Below are 17,371 nucleotides of genomic sequence, written 5' to 3'. Positions count from 1 at the left end.
CCCCGTACATCTGTCAAGTGGTTATTTTCAGAAGTTTTCAAAGTTTCCTTTGCAACTTCAACCACTTGCGCTTTCGATCTCTCGTCAGCGGGAGGCGAATTCTACAGCGTTAGCCGCTGCTGTCAACACCTCTTTTCCAGCGTCTTCGATCGTGAAGATCGAAGTGCCGACGGGACTTGACTGCAACCCTGTCGACCCCTTCCGGACTTCGATGATTTGAAGCCCTGCACACCCGAAAACTTCATAACTTATTGAATCTCAAGAAGTTTTCCGTTTCGACTGCGCCGGAAGTGGGGCGAATTATAGAGACTCAGAATCTGCCGTCAACACCTATTTCCAGATTTACTCGGATTTAAGCGTAATGCGTGCAAAAGCCTTCTTTCCGGCCTGACAGACATGCGTGGCGCCCAGCTTATATATAAAGGTGCGATCCACGACCTCCCCATCAACGCGCACCCCACCCGACCCCAGAAGATCTCGCGCCACCGCCGCGTTCTTGACCAGCCCCGCTTTGTTAAGGACAGCAGCAATCGGCATATCCTCACCGGCAGCCAGCTCGATTTCCGGCAAATCATCGGGTAACTCACCATCCTTCATGCGATTGCCTGCCGCACGATGAGCATTGGCAGCCGCCTCCTCACCATGGAAACGGGCAACGATCTCCTCAGCCAACTTGATCTTGATATCCCGCGGATTGGCCCCAGCCTCGACATCAGAACGGAATGCATCGATCTCGCCCATAGAGCGGAAGCTCAGCAATTCAAAGTAACGCCACATTAATGCATCAGGAATGGAAACCAGCTTGCCGTACATAACGCCCGGCGCCTCCTGAATACCGACGTAGTTACCCAGCGACTTGGACATCTTCTTCACGCCATCCAAACCTTCCAGCAAAGGCATGGTTAGGATGCACTGAGCCTCTTGGCCATAACTACGCTGCAGCTCTCGCCCCATCAGCAGGTTGAACTTCTGGTCCGTACCGCCAAGCTCGACATCAGCACGCAACGCAACCGAGTCATAGCCCTGCACAAGCGGGTAGAGAAACTCATGGATAGCAATCGGCTGGTTGGTTGTGTAGCGCTTGTCAAAATCGTCGCGCTCGAGCATGCGCGCAACCGTGTACTGAGAGGTCAGGCGAATGAAGTCCGCAGGCCCCATCTGGTCCATCCAGGTAGAGTTGAATGCGACCTCGGTCCTGGCCGGATCCAGAATCTTGAAAACCTGAGCCTTATAGGTCTCGGCATTCTCGAGCACCTGCTCGCGAGTCAGCGGTGGACGCGTGGCACTCTTCCCACTCGGGTCGCCAATCATCCCGGTGAAATCACCTATAAGGAAGATAACCTGATGCCCCAGTTCCTGAAACTGACGCAGCTTGTTGATCAGTACAGTGTGCCCTAGATGCAGGTCAGGGGCTGTCGGGTCGAAACCAGCCTTGATGCGCAACGGTTGCCCACGCTTGAGCTTTTCGATCAGCTCGGACTCGACCAACAGTTCTTCCGCACCACGTTTGATCAGCGCTAGCTGCTCTTCAACCGACTTCATAACAGACCCGCAAGGCTCAGATTCAAAGGGCCCCAACCATACAAGATCGCACACCAAATACAAAGTTTGACCGGCGCACGACAACCAATCCACGAGCAGAACGCCTGCGGACTTGCTTCGAAGGGGATTTGGTTATATTTTATACAGTTATTTCATCTTCATCATGTCATTCATCTTTTCCAATTCATCTTTTCAAAAGTCAAATTACTCATGACCACAGAACCGTCTAAAGCGCCACCGCTTTACCCAAAGACCCACTTGCTGGCCGCAAGTGGAATCGCCGCCCTCCTTAGCCTGGCGCTCCTGGTATTTCCTTCCAGCGACGTTGAAGCCAAAAAGACGACTCTGAGTCTCGAACTGGAAAGCCCTGCCGAACAACTGACACAAGATCAAGACGCTGCCGAAGCCGTCCAGGCCACAAACGAACAGAGCGCTTCCCCTTTCGCACAGATTGAAGACAGTCCTGAAGACACCGCCGAGACCGCTCAGGTCGAGCCCCCGGTCGTGGAAGAAAAGAAGGAGCCTGGCCATCGTGAGGTGATCGTGGCCAAAGGCGATACCCTTTCCACACTTTTTGAGAAGGTCGGCCTGCCCGCTACCTCGGTCCACGAGATTCTGGCCAGCGACAAGCAAGCCAAGCAGTTCACTCAATTGCAACGGGGCCAGAAACTCGAGTTCGAACTCAATCCGACTGGAGAGCTGGCCAGCTTGCACACCAAGCTGAGCGACCTGGAAAGCATTACCCTGACAAAGAGTGACAAGGGTTATGCCTTCAATCGCATTACCGCCAAGCCTACCGTACGCTCGGCCTACGTCCACGGTGTGATCAATAGCTCTCTATCACAATCGGCCGCACGTGCAGGCCTTTCACATAGCCTGACGATGGACATGGCCAACGTATTCGGCTACGACATCGATTTCGCCCAGGATATTCGCCAGGGCGACGAATTCGACGTGATCTACGAGCAGAAAGTGGTCAACGGAAAGGCCGTCGGCAACGGCCCGATTCTCTCCGCGCGCTTCACCAATCGCGGCAAGACTTACACTGCGGTGCGCTACACCAACAAACAAGGCAACAGCAGTTACTACACTGCCGACGGCAACAGCATGCGCAAGGCGTTCATCCGCACGCCGGTTGACTTCGCCCGCATCAGCTCGAAATTTTCCGCAGGCCGCAAACACCCTATCCTGAACAAGATTCGCGCCCATAAAGGTGTCGACTACGCCGCCCCCCGAGGCACCCCAATCAAGGCTGCCGGCGATGGCAAGGTCTTGCTGGCCGGCCGCCGCGGCGGTTACGGCAACACAGTCATCATCCAGCACGGCAATACCTACCGTACGCTGTATGGTCACATGCAAGGTTTTGCCAAAGGCGTGAAGACCGGCGGCAGTGTCAAGCAGGGCCAGGTCATCGGCTATATCGGCACCACGGGGTTGTCGACCGGACCACACCTGCACTATGAGTTCCAGGTCAACGGCGTTCACGTCGATCCGCTTGGCCAGAAGCTGCCTATGGCTGATCCGATCGCAAAATCCGAACGCGCACGCTTCCTGGCGCAAAGCCAGCCCTTGATGGCTCGCATGGACCAGGAAAAGGCCACGATGCTGGCTTCGAGCAAGCGTTAAGCCATGGTGCTTTATATCGGTGTGATGTCCGGGACGAGCCTGGATGGCCTGGATATCGCATTGGTTGAATTGACTCCGGCGATCAGATTGATCGCCACGCACTACATTCCCATGCCCGATTCCATGCGCAGCGAGTTGTTGGGCCTGTGCGCCAGCGGCCCCGATGAGATAGCCCGCTCGGCCATCGCTCAGCAGAACTGGGTACAGCTCGCCGCCCAAGGCATCCATGCCCTGCTCGAAAGCCAAAACCTCAAGCCGGAAAATGTAAGAGCAATCGGCAGCCATGGCCAGACCATTCGTCATGAACCGGCCCGCGGCTTTACCGTACAGATCGGCAATCCCGCTCTGCTGAGCGAGCTGACCGGAATTACCATCGTCAGCGACTTCCGCAGTCGCGATGTAGCCGCGGGAGGTCAAGGCGCGCCGCTGGTCCCGGCTTTCCACGAGGCTCTATTCGAGAAACGTGACGGCAACCGTGCCGTACTGAATGTCGGCGGCTTCAGCAACCTCAGCTTGATAGAACCAGGAAAACCGGTCGCAGGCTTCGATTGCGGGCCTGGCAACGTGTTGCTTGATGCCTGGATTCATCAACAGCGCAATGAGCAATTCGACCGTGATGGACGATGGGCCGCCAGCGGGACAGTGGAGCCCGCCCTACTCAAGGCAATGCTCAGCGATCCTTTCTTTGTCACCAAGGGACCGAAAAGTACCGGCCGGGAGGTATTCAACCTGCCCTGGCTGACTCGACACCTCTCGCAACTACCCACTCTCGCCGCCGAGAATGTGCAGGCCACGCTGCTTGAACTGACAGCCCTGACTATCGTCGAGTCACTGCAAAATGCCCAGGCGGATACCCGTGAACTGCTGGTATGTGGCGGTGGAGCTCACAACACAGCCCTTATGAAGCGCCTGGCCGACCTCATGCCGAGCACCGAAGTCAGCAGCACAGCAGTCTACGGGGTAGACCCGGACTGGGTCGAAGCGATGGCTTTCGCATGGCTCGCTCATTGCTGCCTTGAATACATTCCAGCGAATCGCCCCAGTGTCACAGGCGCCCGAGGCCTTCGAGTGCTCGGCGCTATCTACCCCGCCTGAACCAGCCTGATCCCAACAGCAAAAAGCCGCAGTGCCTTGAAGGCTCTGCGGCTTTTTGCTGTAGGTGTCGCGACAATCAGATCGAGAAGGATGACCCGCAGCCACAGGTAGTAGTGGCGTTCGGATTCTTGATCACAAAACGCGAGCCTTCCAGACCTTCCTGATAATCCACCTCGGCACCGGCCAGGTATTGGAAGCTCATCGGGTCGACCACCAGGCTGACGCCTTCGCGCTCAACGACTGTGTCATCTTCAGCCACTTCTTCATCGAACGTGAAGCCATACTGAAAACCTGAACAGCCACCGCCCGTCACGAACACGCGCAGCTTCAAACGATCATTCCCCTCTTCGTCGACCAGGCTTTTCACCTTGTGCGCAGCACCGTGGGTGAACTGCAAAGCCGTGGGTGTGAAGGTTTCGACGCTCATGCTGAATATCTCCCGGCGTTGACGCCGCCATAATGCGTGATGGCAGGCATTATCCGCTTCTCCTAGAAAACTGGTCAACTATTTGAAGAGCAGCGGCAGCCACAGGTGTCGAAGCGGACAGCCCGAGTACCAGGCTTGCCGCACATGACAACCACTTATCAGGGCAACATGCCCGCATGGGAAAGGCCCAGTCGCTCATCCAGCCCAAACAGAATGTTCATGTTCTGCACTGCCTGCCCCGAAGCCCCCTTGACCAAGTTATCGATGACCGACAACACCACGACCAGATCGCCATCCTGTGGACGATGCACGGCGATCCGGCAGACGTTAGCCCCCCGCACGCTACGAGTTTCTGGGTGACTGCCAGCTGGCATCACATCGACGAACGGTTCGTCGGCATAGCGCTTTTCGAACAATGCCTGCAGGTCCACGGAGCGATCGGTCACAGTGGCATAGAGCGTGGAATGAATACCACGGATCATGGGCGTCAGATGCGGCACGAATGTAAGGCCGACCTCCTTGCCTGCAGCCCGGCGCAACCCTTGGCGAATTTCCGGCAGGTGACGGTGCCCTTTCACGGCATACGCCTTGAAGCTCTCCGACGTCTCGCTATACAACGAGCCGACGCTGGCACCACGACCTGCGCCACTGATACCGGACTTACAGTCAGCGATCAGACGCGAAGCGTCCGCCAGACCGGCTTCGAGCAACGGCAGGAAACCCAATTGCGTCGCAGTCGGATAACATCCCGGGACCGCGATCAGCCGTGCTTGCCTGATTTTTTCGCGATTGACTTCCGGTAGTCCGTAGACCGCCTCGTCCAGCAACTCTGGCGCGCCGTGAGGCTGGCCGTACCACTTGGTCCATTCATCCGCATTCTGCAAGCGGAAGTCAGCTGACAGGTCGATAACCTTGGTTCCGGCGGCCAGCAATTCGCCCGCCAGGGCATGGGCGACGCCATGGGGCGTGGCGAAGAACACCACATCGCAGGCGCCCAGCGTCTTGATGTCGGGAACGCTGAATGCCAGGCCATCGTAATGACCTCGCAGGTTCGGGTACATATCGGCCACGGCCAGGCCCGCCTCGGATCGGGAGGTGATGACCACCACCTCAGCCTGCGGATGTTGTGCCAACAGACGCAGCAGTTCGACACCGGTGTAACCCGTGCCGCCGACGATACCGACCTTGACCATAAACCTGCCCTCAACGAACCACTGGAAAACCGTCGATGATAGGGGCGGCGCGGCGTGGCGACAACCGCCAAGGTGACGTGTGGCGGCTCTAACCTCTACTATCGGGCTACCGTGAATCTGGGAATCGAGAAAATGCTCTATCTTTGGCTCAAAGCGCTTCATATCGTCAGCATGGTCTGCTGGTTCGCCGGCCTGTTCTACCTGCCTCGCCTGTTTGTCTATCACGCCCAGAGCGAAGACAACATCAGCAAGGAGCGCTTCAGCGTCATGGAGCGCAAGTTGTATCGCGGCATCATGGGACCCGCGATGATCGCGACCCTGGTGTTCGGCATCTGGCTGCTCAGCCTCAACGCCAGCGCCTATTTCACCCAAGGCGGCTGGATGCATGCCAAGCTGACACTGGTGGTATTGCTGATTGGCTATCACCATATGTGCGGCGCCCAGCTGAAGCGTTTCGCCCGTGGCGAAAACACCCGCAGCCATGTCTTTTATCGCTGGTTCAATGAAGTGCCGGTTCTGATATTGCTGGCTATCGTAATTCTGGTCGTGGTTCGGCCGTTCTAACTTCCAATCGATGCTTCTTATCCGGGGTACTTCCAGATGTCGCTACCCGCTCTGCTTGAACAACGCCTGCACCTGCCTGTAGTGGCGGCGCCAATGTTCCTGATCTCCAACCCACAGCTGGTACTGGCCTGCTGTCGCAACGGTATCGTCGGCAGCTTCCCCGCGCTGAATCAGCGTGAGAGCAGTGGCTTCAAGGCCTGGCTGGAGGAAATAGAAGCGGGCCTGACAAGGATGGAGACCCCTGCCCCTTACGCGGTCAACCTGATCGTCCATCAGAGCAACCCGAGGCTCGAGGCCGACCTGGCGATCTGCATCGAACACCAGGTGCCGATCGTCATCACCAGTCTCGGTGCGGTGAAAGAGCTGGTGGACGCGGTCCATGGCTATGGAGGCCTGGTATTTCATGACGTGACCACACGTCGTCATGCCGAGAAAGCAGCCGAAGCCGGTGTCGATGGACTGATCGCCGTGGCTGCGGGGGCCGGAGGGCACGCCGGAACCTGGAGCCCGTTTGCGCTGGTCGCCGAAATCCGGCAGTTCTTCGACAAGACCCTGCTGCTTGCGGGGTGCCTGAACCATGGTCATGAGATTCTGGCCGCTCAATTGCTGGGCGCGGATCTGACCTACTTCGGAACACGTTTTATCGGTACGACTGAAAGTCATGCGCCTGACGCCTATAAGGAGATGTTGCTCACATCCCGGGCTGCAGACATCGTGCATACTCCCGCAGTTTCCGGCGTACCCGCAAGCTTCATGCGGCAAAGCCTGGAGAAGGCCGGTTTCGATCTGGCCGCACTGCAACGCAAGGGCGAGGTGGATTTCGGCTCGAAGCTCAAACCGCTCAACGATGAAGCCAAGGCCTGGAAAACCGTATGGTCCGCTGGCCAGGGCGTGGGTGAGATTCATGACTTGCCAAGCGTCGATCAATTGGTCAAGCGCCTGGATGAAGAATATCGCCAGGCACAGGCCCGGGTGGTACAGCTTGGCGGCCAGTGGCCCCGCTGAAACAAACTGATCACGACACAAACACTAAAACTTGAATGACAAGGATGCCCGGCAATGAGCGAACCCCGTTTCAACATCGTATTCGACGGAGCCCTGCTGCCGGGCGTCGATACGACCACAGCCAAGCTCAATCTCGCTGAATTGTTCAAGAGCGACGTCAGCGCCATTGAGCGACTCTTCGGCGGACACAAGGTGGCCCTCAAGAGCAACCTATCCCAGACCGAGGCGCAGAAATACCTGGAAGCCCTCAACAAAAGCGGAATCGATGCGCGCATCGAAGCAGAGCCTTCTCTGCAACTGAACCTCAGCGAGGTTCAGCATTCGCCCCAGCAGATGCACTCCCAGGAGCCACTCATCGAACCTGCCTCTCCCTATGCGCCACCACGGGCACAGGTTGGAGAGGCCGTTGCCGAGTTCGGCCCGCTCAAGCCGTTCAGCTTCGATGGTCGCATCGGACGGCTGCGATACCTCGCCTGGACCATGTCCCTGACCCTCGTCATGATGCTGGTCATCGGCGTTGGTTTTGCAATTGGCGGAGCATGGTTCTTCACGTCTACCTCAACAGCGGCCATGGTGGTTGGTGGCCTGCTGGCGTTGATCGTTTTCCTCGGCTTTGCCTTTGTCAGCATTCAGTTCAACGTCCAGCGCCTGCATGACCTGGGCTGGTCCGGTTGGCTGTGGCTGCTCACTCTTGTCCCATTCGTGGGCAGCATCTTCCCATTCGTGCTCATCATCGCACCGGGCAACGACGGGCCCAATCGCTACGGTCCACCGCCGCCGCGCAACTCCACTGCAGTCAAGGTCCTGGCGTCGCTCTGGCTGGTGATGATCGTGCTGATTTTCTTCGCTGCGCTGGCTGGTGTCTTCGGCGCTATCGAGGACCAATACGGCAGCAGTTCGCTCAGCAGCTATGAAAGCAGCGAGTACACCGATGACGCTGCTGCAGAACCTGCCGCCGAACCCGCCGAGCCTTCTGTAGACTATGAGGAGGAACAATAAGCGCGCTTCGCGCCGGTGACAGCTCAGTCCACTGGTAGCGGGCCGTTGCGATGGAGAACTGCATGACCCGTTACGCTCTGATCACCGGTGCCTCCAGCGGCATCGGCCTGGCCATGGCCGAAGCCCTGGCCCGGCGAGGCCGCAACCTGATACTGGTAGCGCGCCAGCGTGATCGGCTGGAAAGTATCGCAATAGAACTGACTCAGCGGTTCGGGGTGGAGGTCCTGTTCCGCGCGTGCGATCTGGGGGAGCCACTGAGATTGTCAGGGTTTCTGCTGGAGCTGGAAGAAGGTGAACGGCAGATCGATCTGCTGGTCAACTGCGCCGGCATAGGCACCTGCGGCCCATTCCTGGGTCAGGACTGGATGACCGAACAAGACCTGATCGAAGTCAACATCCTCGCCCTGACACGCCTTTGTCATGCCGTTGGCAATAGCATGGCCCTGCATGGCGGCGGACAGATCCTCAATGTTGCGTCTATCGCGGCGTTCCAACCCGGCCCTTGGATGAGCACTTATTACGCCAGCAAAGCCTATGTCCTGCACTTCTCAGAAGCCCTACGGGTCGAACTGAAGAAATGCGCCATCAAGGTCTCGGTGCTGTGCCCCGGGCCGACCCGGACCGACTTTTTTGCCCGAGCACAACTGGACGAACGGAAACTCATCGACAGTCAGCTACTGATGAGCCCCGAGGAGGTTGCGCTGTATACCGTACGCGCCCTGGACAAGAACCGGGCCATCATCATTCCGGGGCGACGCAATCGCTGGCTGGCCAGGTTGCCACGGCTGGGACCACGTTGGCTGGTCAGGACACTCGCAGGCATGATCAACAAGGCCTACTGCCCCCGCTGATGAAATTTGAAGTGAAGCCGGCCCCGCCAGCCGAACCTTCGGTACACTCGCGTTCCACGACCCCAAGGGAGAAACGACTTTGGATACTCTGTTTTCCAAGATCATCAACCGGGAAATCCCGGCCAAGATCATTTACGAGGATGACCAGGTCCTGGCCTTCCATGACATCGCCCCCCAGGCACCGGTGCATTTCCTGGTCATTCCAAAGAAACCGATCCGCACTCTCAATGACCTGACCGAAGAAGACAAAGGACTGGCCGGGCACATTCTGTTCACTGCCCAGCGCCTGGCGCTTGAACTGGGGTGCGAGGAAGGTTTCCGCGTTGTGATGAATTGCAATGAACTCGGTGGGCAGACCGTCTATCACATCCATATGCATGTGCTGGGACAGCGCCAGATGAACTGGCCACCGGGTTGATACCCTGACTCAACGCAAATCCTGAGCGACCGGTTGGGTTAAACTGGTCGCCATGATTCTTCCGGAGGTAAGCATGACCACCCAACGTCACTACTCGCCGATAGACCGGCTGCTGCTGCAAGCCGATACCGCGATGCGCACGCTGCTGCCCTTCAGTGGCCAGCCATACCGCCCATCACCGGCGATCGTGCAGCCGGACGCGCAACTGAGTGACGAGCAGGCCCGCCACGTTGCCGGGTTGATGCGCATCAATCACACGGGAGAGGTCTGTGCCCAGGCGTTGTACCAAGGCCAGGCCCTGACAGCGAAATTGCCCCAGGTGCGCGAGGCGATGGAGCATGCGGCCGAGGAAGAAATCGATCATCTGGTCTGGTGCGAACAGCGCATTCGCCAGTTGGGCAGCCATACCAGCGTGTTGAATCCACTGTTCTACGGCATGTCATTTGGAATAGGCGCAGTAGCCGGACTGATCAGTGACAAGGTCAGCCTCGGTTTCGTTGCGGCGACAGAACATCAGGTGTGCAAACATCTGAACGAGCATCTCGAACAACTGCCCGCCGAGGATGGAAAGTCCCGGGCGATCCTGGAGCAGATGCGCGAGGATGAAGAACACCATGCCGAAAGCGCCCTCGAGGCCGGCGGTTTCCGATTCCCGGCACCGGTAAAGTTCGGCATGAGCCTGCTGGCCAAGGTCATGACCAAGAGTACTTATCGGATCTGATCACAGCGTCCCTTTTCAGACCAGGCAGGCCATCAAAAAAAGGCGACTACCCGGACAGGGCAGTCGCCTTTTTTATCAGGAGCCTGAACACGGCATGTTGCGTACCGCCTCAACCCAACTCGATGATTTCATAGTCGTGGGTGATCTCAACGCCCGCTGCGCCCAACATGATGGACGCCGAGCAGTATTTTTCGGCGGACAGCTCGATGGCTCGCTTGACCTGGGCTTCCTTCAGGGCACGCCCCTTGACCACGAAATGCATGTGGATCTTGGTGAACACCTTCGGATCTTCAGTGGCACGTTCCGCCTCCAGAAAGGCCTCGCAACTTTCGACAGCCTGGCGAGACTTCTTGAGAATGCTGACCACATCGAAGTTACTGCAACCACCCACGCCCAGCAGGAGCATTTCCATGGGCCGGACACCCAGGTTTCGACCACCGGCATCGGGCGGACCATCCATCACGACCACGTGGCCGCTGCCCGACTCACCGAGGAACATGGCTTCGCCAGCCCATTGGATGCGTGCCTTCATCGCCAAGACTCCACTGTCTAAAAAAGGGTCGCCAGCTTAGCACAGCGCTCCCCACGACAGTCTCCAACGTGCGATGCCGGCAAAGCCCCTGCGAAACAGGGCACTAGGTAAATTCTCGAATCAATTTAGAGAGCTCTGTTAAGCTGGCGACCATTCGCTGGCGTATCGCCAGCTTTTAGCGATAGCTATTCGTATCCATAAAAAACCAAACCAACACACACTGCGCCGTCTTTCGGGATACAACCATGGTTGCCATTACTCCCACGTCCAAGATCAAGAATCTCGACAAACTCTTGATGCATTGCCAGCGTCGCCGCTACCCGGCCAAACACAACATCATCTGTGCCGGTGATCGTTCCGATACGCTGTTTTTCATTATCAAGGGGTCGGTCACTATCCTGATCGAGGATGAGGATGGGCGAGAAATGATCATCGCCTATCTCAACTCAGGGGACTTCTTCGGTGAGCTGGGATTATTCGAACAGGCGGGCAAGGAGCAGGAACGCAGCGCCTGGGTGCGGACCAAGATCGAATGCGAAGTTGCGGAAATCAGCTACAGCAAATTCCGGGAGTTGTCCCTCCAGGATCCGGACATTCTTTATGTCCTCGGCGGTCAGATCGCCCAGCGCTTGCGCAATACCACTCGCAAAGTGGGTGACCTCGCCTTCTTTGACGTGACCGGTCGGGTCGCCCGCTGCCTGCTGGATCTGTGCAAGCAACCCGATGCGATGACGCACCCGGACGGCATGCAGATAAAGGTAACCCGGCAAGAGATCGGTCGAATTGTAGGGTGTTCGAGGGAAATGGTCGGTCGCGTACTCAAGGACCTTGAAGAGCGCAACCTGGTAAGCGTGAAAGGCAAGACAATGGTGGTGTTCGGTACGCGCTAGAACAGCTCGTCCGCCAGATTCCGATAAAGCGCGTCAAGCCGCTCCAGCGCATGAGGGTCGGGAAATTTTTCATGCAGGGCGATGTGGCTCTCAGCCCGTACCCGTTGTTCCAGGCCGCAGGCTTCATTGAAGCGGTTGACCGCGGCAACCATCGATTCGCGCTCGTTGTCCACTAGCAACGCCCCGTGTACCAGGCCTACGGGGCGCTGTCCGCCCTTGCTCTGGCGCCAGCGTTGAGCGGTGCCAACCATTTTACGGCCGTCGAGATTGACGTTGAACCGACCGTCGCAAAACGCCCCGTCCACCTCCCCTAGCGATGCCACTCCGCCCAGTTCGTCCAACAACTGGCAAATGGGATCACACAACCGACGATAGGCAGTTTCGATCCGGCCATGATCGCCCTCGCTACGTGGAGGTGCATAAACCAGGGCGATATTGACGGTAGCGGCCGACTGCGGCACCGGTTCGCCCCCGGTTTCGCGCAGCAGCACCGGCCAGCCACTGGCAGCCGAGACCTCACAGGCGTACTCGAATCCCGACAAGCGGGCCAGACGGCGCGGCATGACCAACGCGCGGTCGCTGGGCCGCCAGAACAGCAGGCCGAACTCGGCATCGCCGGCACAGACACTGGCCAACAAGTCCTGCTCGGCTTGGAGACCGGCTTCAACGGTCAGGGCGATCACCGGAGCCATCGGCTCAATCAAGCGTCGAGCCGCTCACCGGAACGCCCCGCTCTGGAAAGAACAGGCGTTGCAACTCCGTACCCGGGCTTTCGGCCCGCATGAATGCCTCACCTACCAGGAACGAGTACACGTCGTTGACTTCCATCAGCTCGACGTCGGCCCGGTTGAGAATACCGCTCTCGGTAATGACCAGCCGATCACGGGGAATGCGGGGCAGCAGGTCCAGGGTCGTTTCCAGGCTGACTTCGAAGGTATGCAGGTTTCGATTGTTCACGCCCACCAGCCTGGTATCCAGGGTTTTCAAGGCCCGCTCCAATTCCTCGCCGTCATGCACCTCTACCAGTACATCCAGCCCCACACCCTTGGCGACAGCCGCCAGTTCGGCCATTTTCACGTCGTCCAGGGCGGAGACGATCAACAGCACGCAATCGGCGCCCAACGCTCGAGCCTCGACGATCTGGTACGGATCGATCATGAAATCCTTGCGGATGACTGGCAGATTGCACGCAGCACGCGCCTGCTTGAGGTAGTCGTCGGCGCCTTGGAAAAAATCGATATCGGTGAGCACCGAGAGGCAGGTCGCCCCACCCTTCTCGTAGCTTTTGGCGATGTCGGCCGGGACGAAGTGTTCACGGATCACGCCCTTGCTGGGGGACGCCTTCTTGATTTCGGCAATCACCGCCGGCTGCTTTTTCTTCGCCTGGTCTATCAGTGCCTTGGCGAAGCCACGGGGAGCATCAGCCGAACGTGCCAGGTTTTCCAGCTCGGCCAGACTGACCCGGGCACTGCGCTCGGCCACTTCCTCAGCCTTGCGAGCCAGGATTTTTTCCAGAACCGTTGGCACGCTCATCCTTCGTTCTCCACTTTGAATACAGCGGTAAATGCACCCAACTCTTCGAGCTTTTCCCGAGCCAGGCCAGTGTGCAAGGCATCATGGGCCAACTCCACCCCCTGCTTGAGCGTACTGGCGTGGTCGGCGGCGTATAGAGCAGCGCCAGCGTTGAGCACGATCATTTCGGCGGCCTTCTGGCCATTCTCGGTCTTGCGACGTCCCAGGGCATCGCGAATCAGTTCCAGCGACTGCGCCGGCCCATCCACCGCCAGACCGTGCAAGCTCTGGCTCTTCATGCCCAGGTCTTCAGGTTCGACCCAGTATTCGCTGATCTGATCATTCTTTAGTTCAGCCACATAAGTAGGCGCCGCCAGGCTGAACTCATCGAGGCCGTCCTTGGAATGGACCACCAATACGTGCTTGCTGCCCAGACGCTGCAGAACCTCCGCCAACGGCCGGCACAGCGCCTGGCTGAACACTCCGACCACCTGGTGTTTCACGCCGGCCGGATTCGTAAGCGGGCCAAGCATGTTGAACAGGGTGCGCAGGCCCAGGTCACGACGTGGTGCGGCAGCATGTTTCATGGCGCTGTGATGAGTCTGGGCGAACATGAAGCCAATACCGACATTATCGATGCAGCGTGCCACCTGGACCGGCGTGAGGTTCAAGTAGATACCGGCCGCCTCCAACAGATCGGCACTTCCGCTCTTGCCCGAGACCGCACGATTGCCGTGCTTGGCCACGGTGCAGCCGGCGGCCGCGACGACGAACGCCGAGGCAGTGGATACGTTGAAGATATTGGCGCCGTCGCCGCCGGTGCCAACCACATCCACCACGCCATCCAAGGTCTTGAGCTCGACCTTGTCCGCCAGCTCGCGCATGACCGAGACCGCGCCGACGATTTCATCGATGCTCTCGCTCTTCATGCGCATGGCCATCATGAACGCGCCAATCTGTGCGTCGGTGCATTGGCCGGTCATGATTTCGCGCATCACATCACGCATCTCGTCGGTGCTCAGGTCGAGATGACCGACGATACGGCTCAGGGCTGTCTTGATATCCATGAAAAGTCCTTAGCGCGTGCCGCCGGTTTGTTTGAGGAAGTTGGCGAACAGCTCGTGACCCTGTTCGGTGAGAATAGACTCGGGATGAAATTGCACACCCTCTATATTCAATGTCTTGTGGCGCAGCCCCATGATTTCGTCCACCGAACCGTCTTCGAGCTGGGTCCAGGCGGTCACTTCCAGACAGTCGGGCAGCGTTTCGCGCTTGACGATCAGGGAGTGGTAGCGGGTGACGGTGAGCGGCCGGTTCAACCCTTCGAATACACCCTTGTCCTCGTGGAATACCGGGCTAGTCTTACCGTGCATGACTTGCCGGGCACGCACCACGTCGCCACCGAAGGCTTGGCCGATGGACTGATGGCCCAGGCAGACCCCCAGGATGGGCAGCTTGCCGGCGAAATAATTGATGGCTTCGATGGATACACCCGCTTCGGTCGGCGTGCACGGGCCGGGGGATACCACGATCCGTTCGGGTTTGAGCGCTTCGATTTCGGCGATGGTCAGTTCGTCGTTGCGCACGACTCGCACCTCGGAGCCCAGCTCGCCCAGGTATTGCACAACGTTGTAGGTAAAGGAGTCGTAGTTATCGATCATCAGCAACATGGCGTAAGCAACCTTTTGAATTCACTGACTTTTAATTAAAGCCTTCAAGAGAAACCCGCGCGGTGTTGCGCTTGGCGGGCATGTGATGCACCAGCGAAGCGGCTTTCAAGCAGGTAAAGAAGGCAAATCGGTACAGGTCCGGCACAGCCGGCAGGGAATATTCAGGCGCGCCAACGCCAACGGGCGTGTGCCTTGATCATTTGATCCGGAAGCTTGCTGACAATCGACACAGGGGAAGTCTCGTTCATACGTTCCGGCACAGTAGCCTAGCTGAACAGAGCGCGCAATATGACCAACCCCGAAGGGCTTTGAAACAAACGCAATGCCACTGATGGATGGTCGAGCGCCAAGAGTTTTTGGTACTGTCGTTTCGTTTTCTAACAAAAATAAGATCGAAAAGGACCTTCTCATGATCAGGAAAACGCTGTTCGTACCGGTTGCCAGTTGTGTGCTCGCGATGGCCTGCGCCCAGGCGAGTGCCGCTCCAAACCCTTACTCCAGCTTCATTGTCTTTGGCGACAGCCTCAACGACGCAGGCCAGTTCACCGACCCGGATGGACCGGCAGGGTCAACCCAGCGTTTCACCAACCGCACCGGCCCACTCTACCAGGATGGCAGTGGCGAGGCGTATTCCGCCAATTCCACCCAACTGCTGGGCGGGCGCCTGGGCTTCTCCGCCGATGAAACCGCCGCCTCCACCTCCGCGGTGCGTGCCAACGAGGGCTTGGCGGACGGCAACAACTGGGCAGTGGGCGGTTACCGCACCGACCAGATCCTCGATTCGATCACCAGTGTTTCCGACACTGGAGAACGCAGCCGTCCCGGATACCTGGCCAACGGGCGGCGCGCCGATCCGAATGCGCTGTATTACCTCTCCGGTGGCGGCAACGACTTTCTCCAGGGTCTGGTGTTGACCACGGCTCAGGCCCAGGCTGCGGCGGACCGCCTGGCCAACAGCGTCCAGGTGCTGCAAACAGCGGGCGCCCGCTATGTGATGGTCTGGCTGCTGCCGGACTTGGGACTGACCCCCGCCCTCAACGGCACACCTTTGCAGGGCGCCGTGTCGCAACTGAGCAACGACTTCAACCAACAGCTCGTCGCGCGACTGCAAGGTATCGACGCCGAGGTCATTCCGCTGAACATTCCTTTGCTGCTTCGAGAAAGCTTCGCCGATCCCGCGCGTTTCGGCCTCGCCACCGGCGAGAATCTCACGGCAACCTGCTTCAGCGGCAATGGCTGCACGGAAAACCCCACCTACGGCATCAACAGCGCAACACCCGACCCCAGCAAACTGATCTACAACGACTCCGTCCACCCCACCGAGGCCGGGCAGAAGCTGATCGCCGACTACGCCTTCTCCCTACTCGCGGCACCGTGGGAACTGACGCTGCTGCCGGAAATGGCCCATTCGACTCTACGGGCCCACCAGGACGAGCTGCGCAGCCAATGGCAGTCGGATTGGGAAGATTGGCAAGCGGTCGGTCAATGGCGAGCCATCGTCAACGGCGGTGGACAGCATCTCGACGTGGACAGCCAGGGCAGCGGTGCCAGCGCCGACGGCAGCGGCTACAGCCTCAACGTAGGTGGCAGCTATCGCCTCAACGAGGCCTGGCGCGTGGGCATCGCCGCTGGGCTCTACCGCCAGGACATGGAGGCTGGTGACAACGATTCGGACTACAAGCTCAACAGCTACCTGGCCACCGCTTTCGCCCAGTTCCAGCAGAGCCGCTGGTGGGCCGATGCGGCGCTGACCGGTGGCAAGCTCGACTACGACAACCTGGAGCGCAAATTCCAACTGGGCGTCAACGAAGCCCAGGAGAAAGGCGACACCGACGGGCATCTCTGGGCATTCAGTACCCGCGTAGGCTACGACATCGCCCAGCCGGGCAGCGCCTGGCACCTGTCACCCTTCGTCAGTGCCGATTATGCGAGGGTGGAAGTCGACGGCTATTCGGAACAGGGCAGCCGCTCCACGGCCCTGACCTTCGACGACCAGACCCGCGACTCGAAACGCCTGGGCATCGGTCTGCAAGGTAAATACAACTTTACCCGTCAGACCCAGGTGTATGGCGAATACGCCCACGAGCGCGAGTATGAAGACGACATGCAAAAGGTCAATATCGCCCTCAACAGCCTGCCAGCCAATGACTTCACGCTGGAAGGCTATACGCCACAGAGCCACCTGAATCGCCTGAGCCTGGGGGTCAGCCACAAGTTGACCAGCGAGCTGGCGTTGAGAGGGGGTTATACGTTGCGCAAGGATAACGACTTCACCCAGCAAGGGATAAGTCTCGGGGTCAGCCTGGACTTCTGATTCGATGAACCG

Annotated in this window: 19 protein-coding genes; 11 read left to right on the top strand and 8 right to left on the bottom strand. The window is 58.5% G+C overall.

All coding sequences use genetic code 11. The features are described from left to right. The coding region (locus tag BT179_RS26875; RefSeq protein WP_256343849.1) for a hypothetical protein at positions 1-220 on the top strand (220 nt) is incomplete at its 5' end. 122 nt (positions 221-342) lie between these two features. On the opposite strand, the gene tyrS is transcribed toward BT179_RS26875, so the two are convergent. Further along, positions 343-1,542, bottom strand: a complete 1,200-nt coding sequence (tyrS, locus tag BT179_RS22895) for a tyrosine--tRNA ligase (protein ID WP_072389616.1) — start codon at positions 1,540-1,542, stop codon at positions 343-345. Between the two features lie 210 nt (positions 1,543-1,752). On the opposite strand from tyrS, the gene BT179_RS22890 reads away from it, so the two are divergent. After that, positions 1,753-3,168 carry a peptidoglycan DD-metalloendopeptidase family protein gene (locus tag BT179_RS22890; protein WP_072431976.1) on the top strand — a complete coding sequence of 472 codons (1,416 nt, stop codon included), beginning with the start codon at positions 1,753-1,755 and terminating at the stop codon, positions 3,166-3,168. Between the two features lie 3 nt (positions 3,169-3,171). Continuing rightward, entirely contained in the window at positions 3,172-4,263 is a 1,092-nt protein-coding gene (locus BT179_RS22885) for an anhydro-N-acetylmuramic acid kinase (RefSeq protein ID WP_072431975.1), read from the top strand. Between the two features lie 76 nt (positions 4,264-4,339). On the opposite strand, the gene erpA is transcribed toward BT179_RS22885, so the two are convergent. Beyond that, on the bottom strand, positions 4,340-4,690 hold the full coding sequence (erpA, locus tag BT179_RS22880) for an iron-sulfur cluster insertion protein ErpA (RefSeq protein ID WP_053156455.1): 351 nt from the start codon (positions 4,688-4,690) through the stop codon (positions 4,340-4,342). Between the two features lie 158 nt (positions 4,691-4,848). Next, positions 4,849-5,883: an N-acetyl-gamma-glutamyl-phosphate reductase gene (gene argC / locus BT179_RS22875; RefSeq protein ID WP_072431974.1), complete on the bottom strand. Its 1,035-nt coding sequence runs from the start codon at positions 5,881-5,883 to the stop codon at positions 4,849-4,851. Positions 5,884-6,015: 132 nt separating this feature from the next. On the opposite strand from argC, the gene hemJ reads away from it, so the two are divergent. The 6 genes from hemJ to coq7 all read left to right on the top strand — a co-directional run bounded on the left by hemJ (position 6,016) and on the right by coq7 (position 10,441). After that, on the top strand, positions 6,016-6,447 hold the full coding sequence (hemJ, locus tag BT179_RS22870; RefSeq protein WP_072389625.1) for a protoporphyrinogen oxidase HemJ: 432 nt from the start codon (positions 6,016-6,018) through the stop codon (positions 6,445-6,447). Between the two features lie 36 nt (positions 6,448-6,483). Further along, complete coding sequence (locus BT179_RS22865; RefSeq protein WP_072431973.1) at positions 6,484-7,452, top strand: NAD(P)H-dependent flavin oxidoreductase; 969 nt, start codon at positions 6,484-6,486, stop codon at positions 7,450-7,452. 54 nt (positions 7,453-7,506) lie between these two features. Then, entirely contained in the window at positions 7,507-8,451 is a 945-nt protein-coding gene (locus BT179_RS22860) for a DUF805 domain-containing protein (RefSeq protein ID WP_072431972.1), read from the top strand. A gap of 62 nt (positions 8,452-8,513) precedes the next feature. Next, positions 8,514-9,302, top strand: coding sequence for an SDR family NAD(P)-dependent oxidoreductase (locus BT179_RS22855; RefSeq protein ID WP_072389631.1), 789 nt, complete (start codon positions 8,514-8,516; stop codon positions 9,300-9,302). Positions 9,303-9,381: 79 nt separating this feature from the next. Beyond that, complete coding sequence (locus tag BT179_RS22850) at positions 9,382-9,720, top strand: histidine triad nucleotide-binding protein (RefSeq protein ID WP_072389633.1); 339 nt, start codon at positions 9,382-9,384, stop codon at positions 9,718-9,720. 73 nt (positions 9,721-9,793) lie between these two features. After that, positions 9,794-10,441 carry a 2-polyprenyl-3-methyl-6-methoxy-1,4-benzoquinone monooxygenase gene (gene coq7 / locus BT179_RS22845; RefSeq protein WP_072431971.1) on the top strand — a complete coding sequence of 216 codons (648 nt, stop codon included), beginning with the start codon at positions 9,794-9,796 and terminating at the stop codon, positions 10,439-10,441. A 109-nt stretch (positions 10,442-10,550) separates the two neighbouring features. Here the strand turns inward: coq7 and BT179_RS22840 are convergent, their stop codons facing one another. Next, complete coding sequence (locus BT179_RS22840) at positions 10,551-10,973, bottom strand: OsmC family protein (RefSeq protein ID WP_042730268.1); 423 nt, start codon at positions 10,971-10,973, stop codon at positions 10,551-10,553. 245 nt (positions 10,974-11,218) lie between these two features. Between BT179_RS22840 and crp the strand changes: the two genes are divergently transcribed. Continuing rightward, a complete protein-coding gene (crp, locus tag BT179_RS22835; RefSeq protein ID WP_072389637.1) occupies positions 11,219-11,863 on the top strand; it encodes a cAMP-activated global transcriptional regulator CRP in 645 nt (214 codons plus the stop codon). On the opposite strand, the gene BT179_RS22830 is transcribed toward crp, so the two are convergent. Genes BT179_RS22830 through BT179_RS22815 form a run of 4 tightly spaced genes read right to left on the bottom strand, consistent with a single transcriptional unit; the run spans position 11,860 to position 15,045 of the window. Then, positions 11,860-12,555: a lipoate--protein ligase family protein gene (locus BT179_RS22830; protein WP_072431970.1), complete on the bottom strand. Its 696-nt coding sequence runs from the start codon at positions 12,553-12,555 to the stop codon at positions 11,860-11,862. The two genes, crp and BT179_RS22830, sit on opposite strands and share 4 nt — an antisense overlap. A 4-nt stretch (positions 12,556-12,559) precedes the next feature. Next, positions 12,560-13,396, bottom strand: coding sequence for an indole-3-glycerol phosphate synthase TrpC (gene trpC / locus BT179_RS22825; RefSeq protein WP_072389641.1), 837 nt, complete (start codon positions 13,394-13,396; stop codon positions 12,560-12,562). Beyond that, entirely contained in the window at positions 13,393-14,442 is a 1,050-nt protein-coding gene (gene trpD / locus BT179_RS22820) for an anthranilate phosphoribosyltransferase (RefSeq protein WP_072389643.1), read from the bottom strand. The genes trpC and trpD overlap by 4 nt, the downstream gene beginning before the upstream one ends. A 9-nt stretch (positions 14,443-14,451) precedes the next feature. Next, positions 14,452-15,045: an aminodeoxychorismate/anthranilate synthase component II gene (locus BT179_RS22815; RefSeq protein WP_072431969.1), complete on the bottom strand. Its 594-nt coding sequence runs from the start codon at positions 15,043-15,045 to the stop codon at positions 14,452-14,454. A 409-nt stretch (positions 15,046-15,454) separates the two neighbouring features. Here BT179_RS22815 and estP point away from each other — a divergent pair, with 409 nt between their 5' ends. Then, entirely contained in the window at positions 15,455-17,359 is a 1,905-nt protein-coding gene (estP, locus tag BT179_RS22810) for an esterase EstP (RefSeq protein WP_072431968.1), read from the top strand. Positions 17,360-17,371: the final 12 nt, after the last annotated feature.

The organism is Pseudomonas sp. NFACC43, from assembly GCF_900119645.1.
Classification (GTDB): domain Bacteria; phylum Pseudomonadota; class Gammaproteobacteria; order Pseudomonadales; family Pseudomonadaceae; genus Aquipseudomonas.
The sequence above is the reverse complement of the archived record's forward strand: the minus strand, read 5'-3'. Positions and strand labels throughout refer to the sequence as shown.

What these genes read in the sequence shown, in the direction of transcription:
- tyrS (WP_072389616.1), bottom strand. Translation starts at nt 1,542, where the DNA reads ATGAAGTCGGTTGAAGAGCAGCTAGCGCTGATCAAACGTGGTGCGGAA.
- BT179_RS22890 (WP_072431976.1), top strand. Translation starts at nt 1,753, where the DNA reads ATGACCACAGAACCGTCTAAAGCGCCACCGCTTTACCCAAAGACCCAC.
- BT179_RS22885 (WP_072431975.1), top strand. Translation starts at nt 3,172, where the DNA reads ATGGTGCTTTATATCGGTGTGATGTCCGGGACGAGCCTGGATGGCCTG.
- erpA (WP_053156455.1), bottom strand. Translation starts at nt 4,690, where the DNA reads ATGAGCGTCGAAACCTTCACACCCACGGCTTTGCAGTTCACCCACGGT.
- argC (WP_072431974.1), bottom strand. Translation starts at nt 5,883, where the DNA reads ATGGTCAAGGTCGGTATCGTCGGCGGCACGGGTTACACCGGTGTCGAA.
- hemJ (WP_072389625.1), top strand. Translation starts at nt 6,016, where the DNA reads ATGCTCTATCTTTGGCTCAAAGCGCTTCATATCGTCAGCATGGTCTGC.
- BT179_RS22865 (WP_072431973.1), top strand. Translation starts at nt 6,484, where the DNA reads ATGTCGCTACCCGCTCTGCTTGAACAACGCCTGCACCTGCCTGTAGTG.
- BT179_RS22860 (WP_072431972.1), top strand. Translation starts at nt 7,507, where the DNA reads ATGAGCGAACCCCGTTTCAACATCGTATTCGACGGAGCCCTGCTGCCG.
- BT179_RS22855 (WP_072389631.1), top strand. Translation starts at nt 8,514, where the DNA reads ATGACCCGTTACGCTCTGATCACCGGTGCCTCCAGCGGCATCGGCCTG.
- coq7 (WP_072431971.1), top strand. Translation starts at nt 9,794, where the DNA reads ATGACCACCCAACGTCACTACTCGCCGATAGACCGGCTGCTGCTGCAA.
- BT179_RS22840 (WP_042730268.1), bottom strand. Translation starts at nt 10,973, where the DNA reads ATGAAGGCACGCATCCAATGGGCTGGCGAAGCCATGTTCCTCGGTGAG.
- crp (WP_072389637.1), top strand. Translation starts at nt 11,219, where the DNA reads ATGGTTGCCATTACTCCCACGTCCAAGATCAAGAATCTCGACAAACTC.
- BT179_RS22830 (WP_072431970.1), bottom strand. Translation starts at nt 12,555, where the DNA reads ATGGCTCCGGTGATCGCCCTGACCGTTGAAGCCGGTCTCCAAGCCGAG.
- trpC (WP_072389641.1), bottom strand. Translation starts at nt 13,396, where the DNA reads ATGAGCGTGCCAACGGTTCTGGAAAAAATCCTGGCTCGCAAGGCTGAG.
- trpD (WP_072389643.1), bottom strand. Translation starts at nt 14,442, where the DNA reads ATGGATATCAAGACAGCCCTGAGCCGTATCGTCGGTCATCTCGACCTG.
- BT179_RS22815 (WP_072431969.1), bottom strand. Translation starts at nt 15,045, where the DNA reads ATGTTGCTGATGATCGATAACTACGACTCCTTTACCTACAACGTTGTG.
- estP (WP_072431968.1), top strand. Translation starts at nt 15,455, where the DNA reads ATGATCAGGAAAACGCTGTTCGTACCGGTTGCCAGTTGTGTGCTCGCG.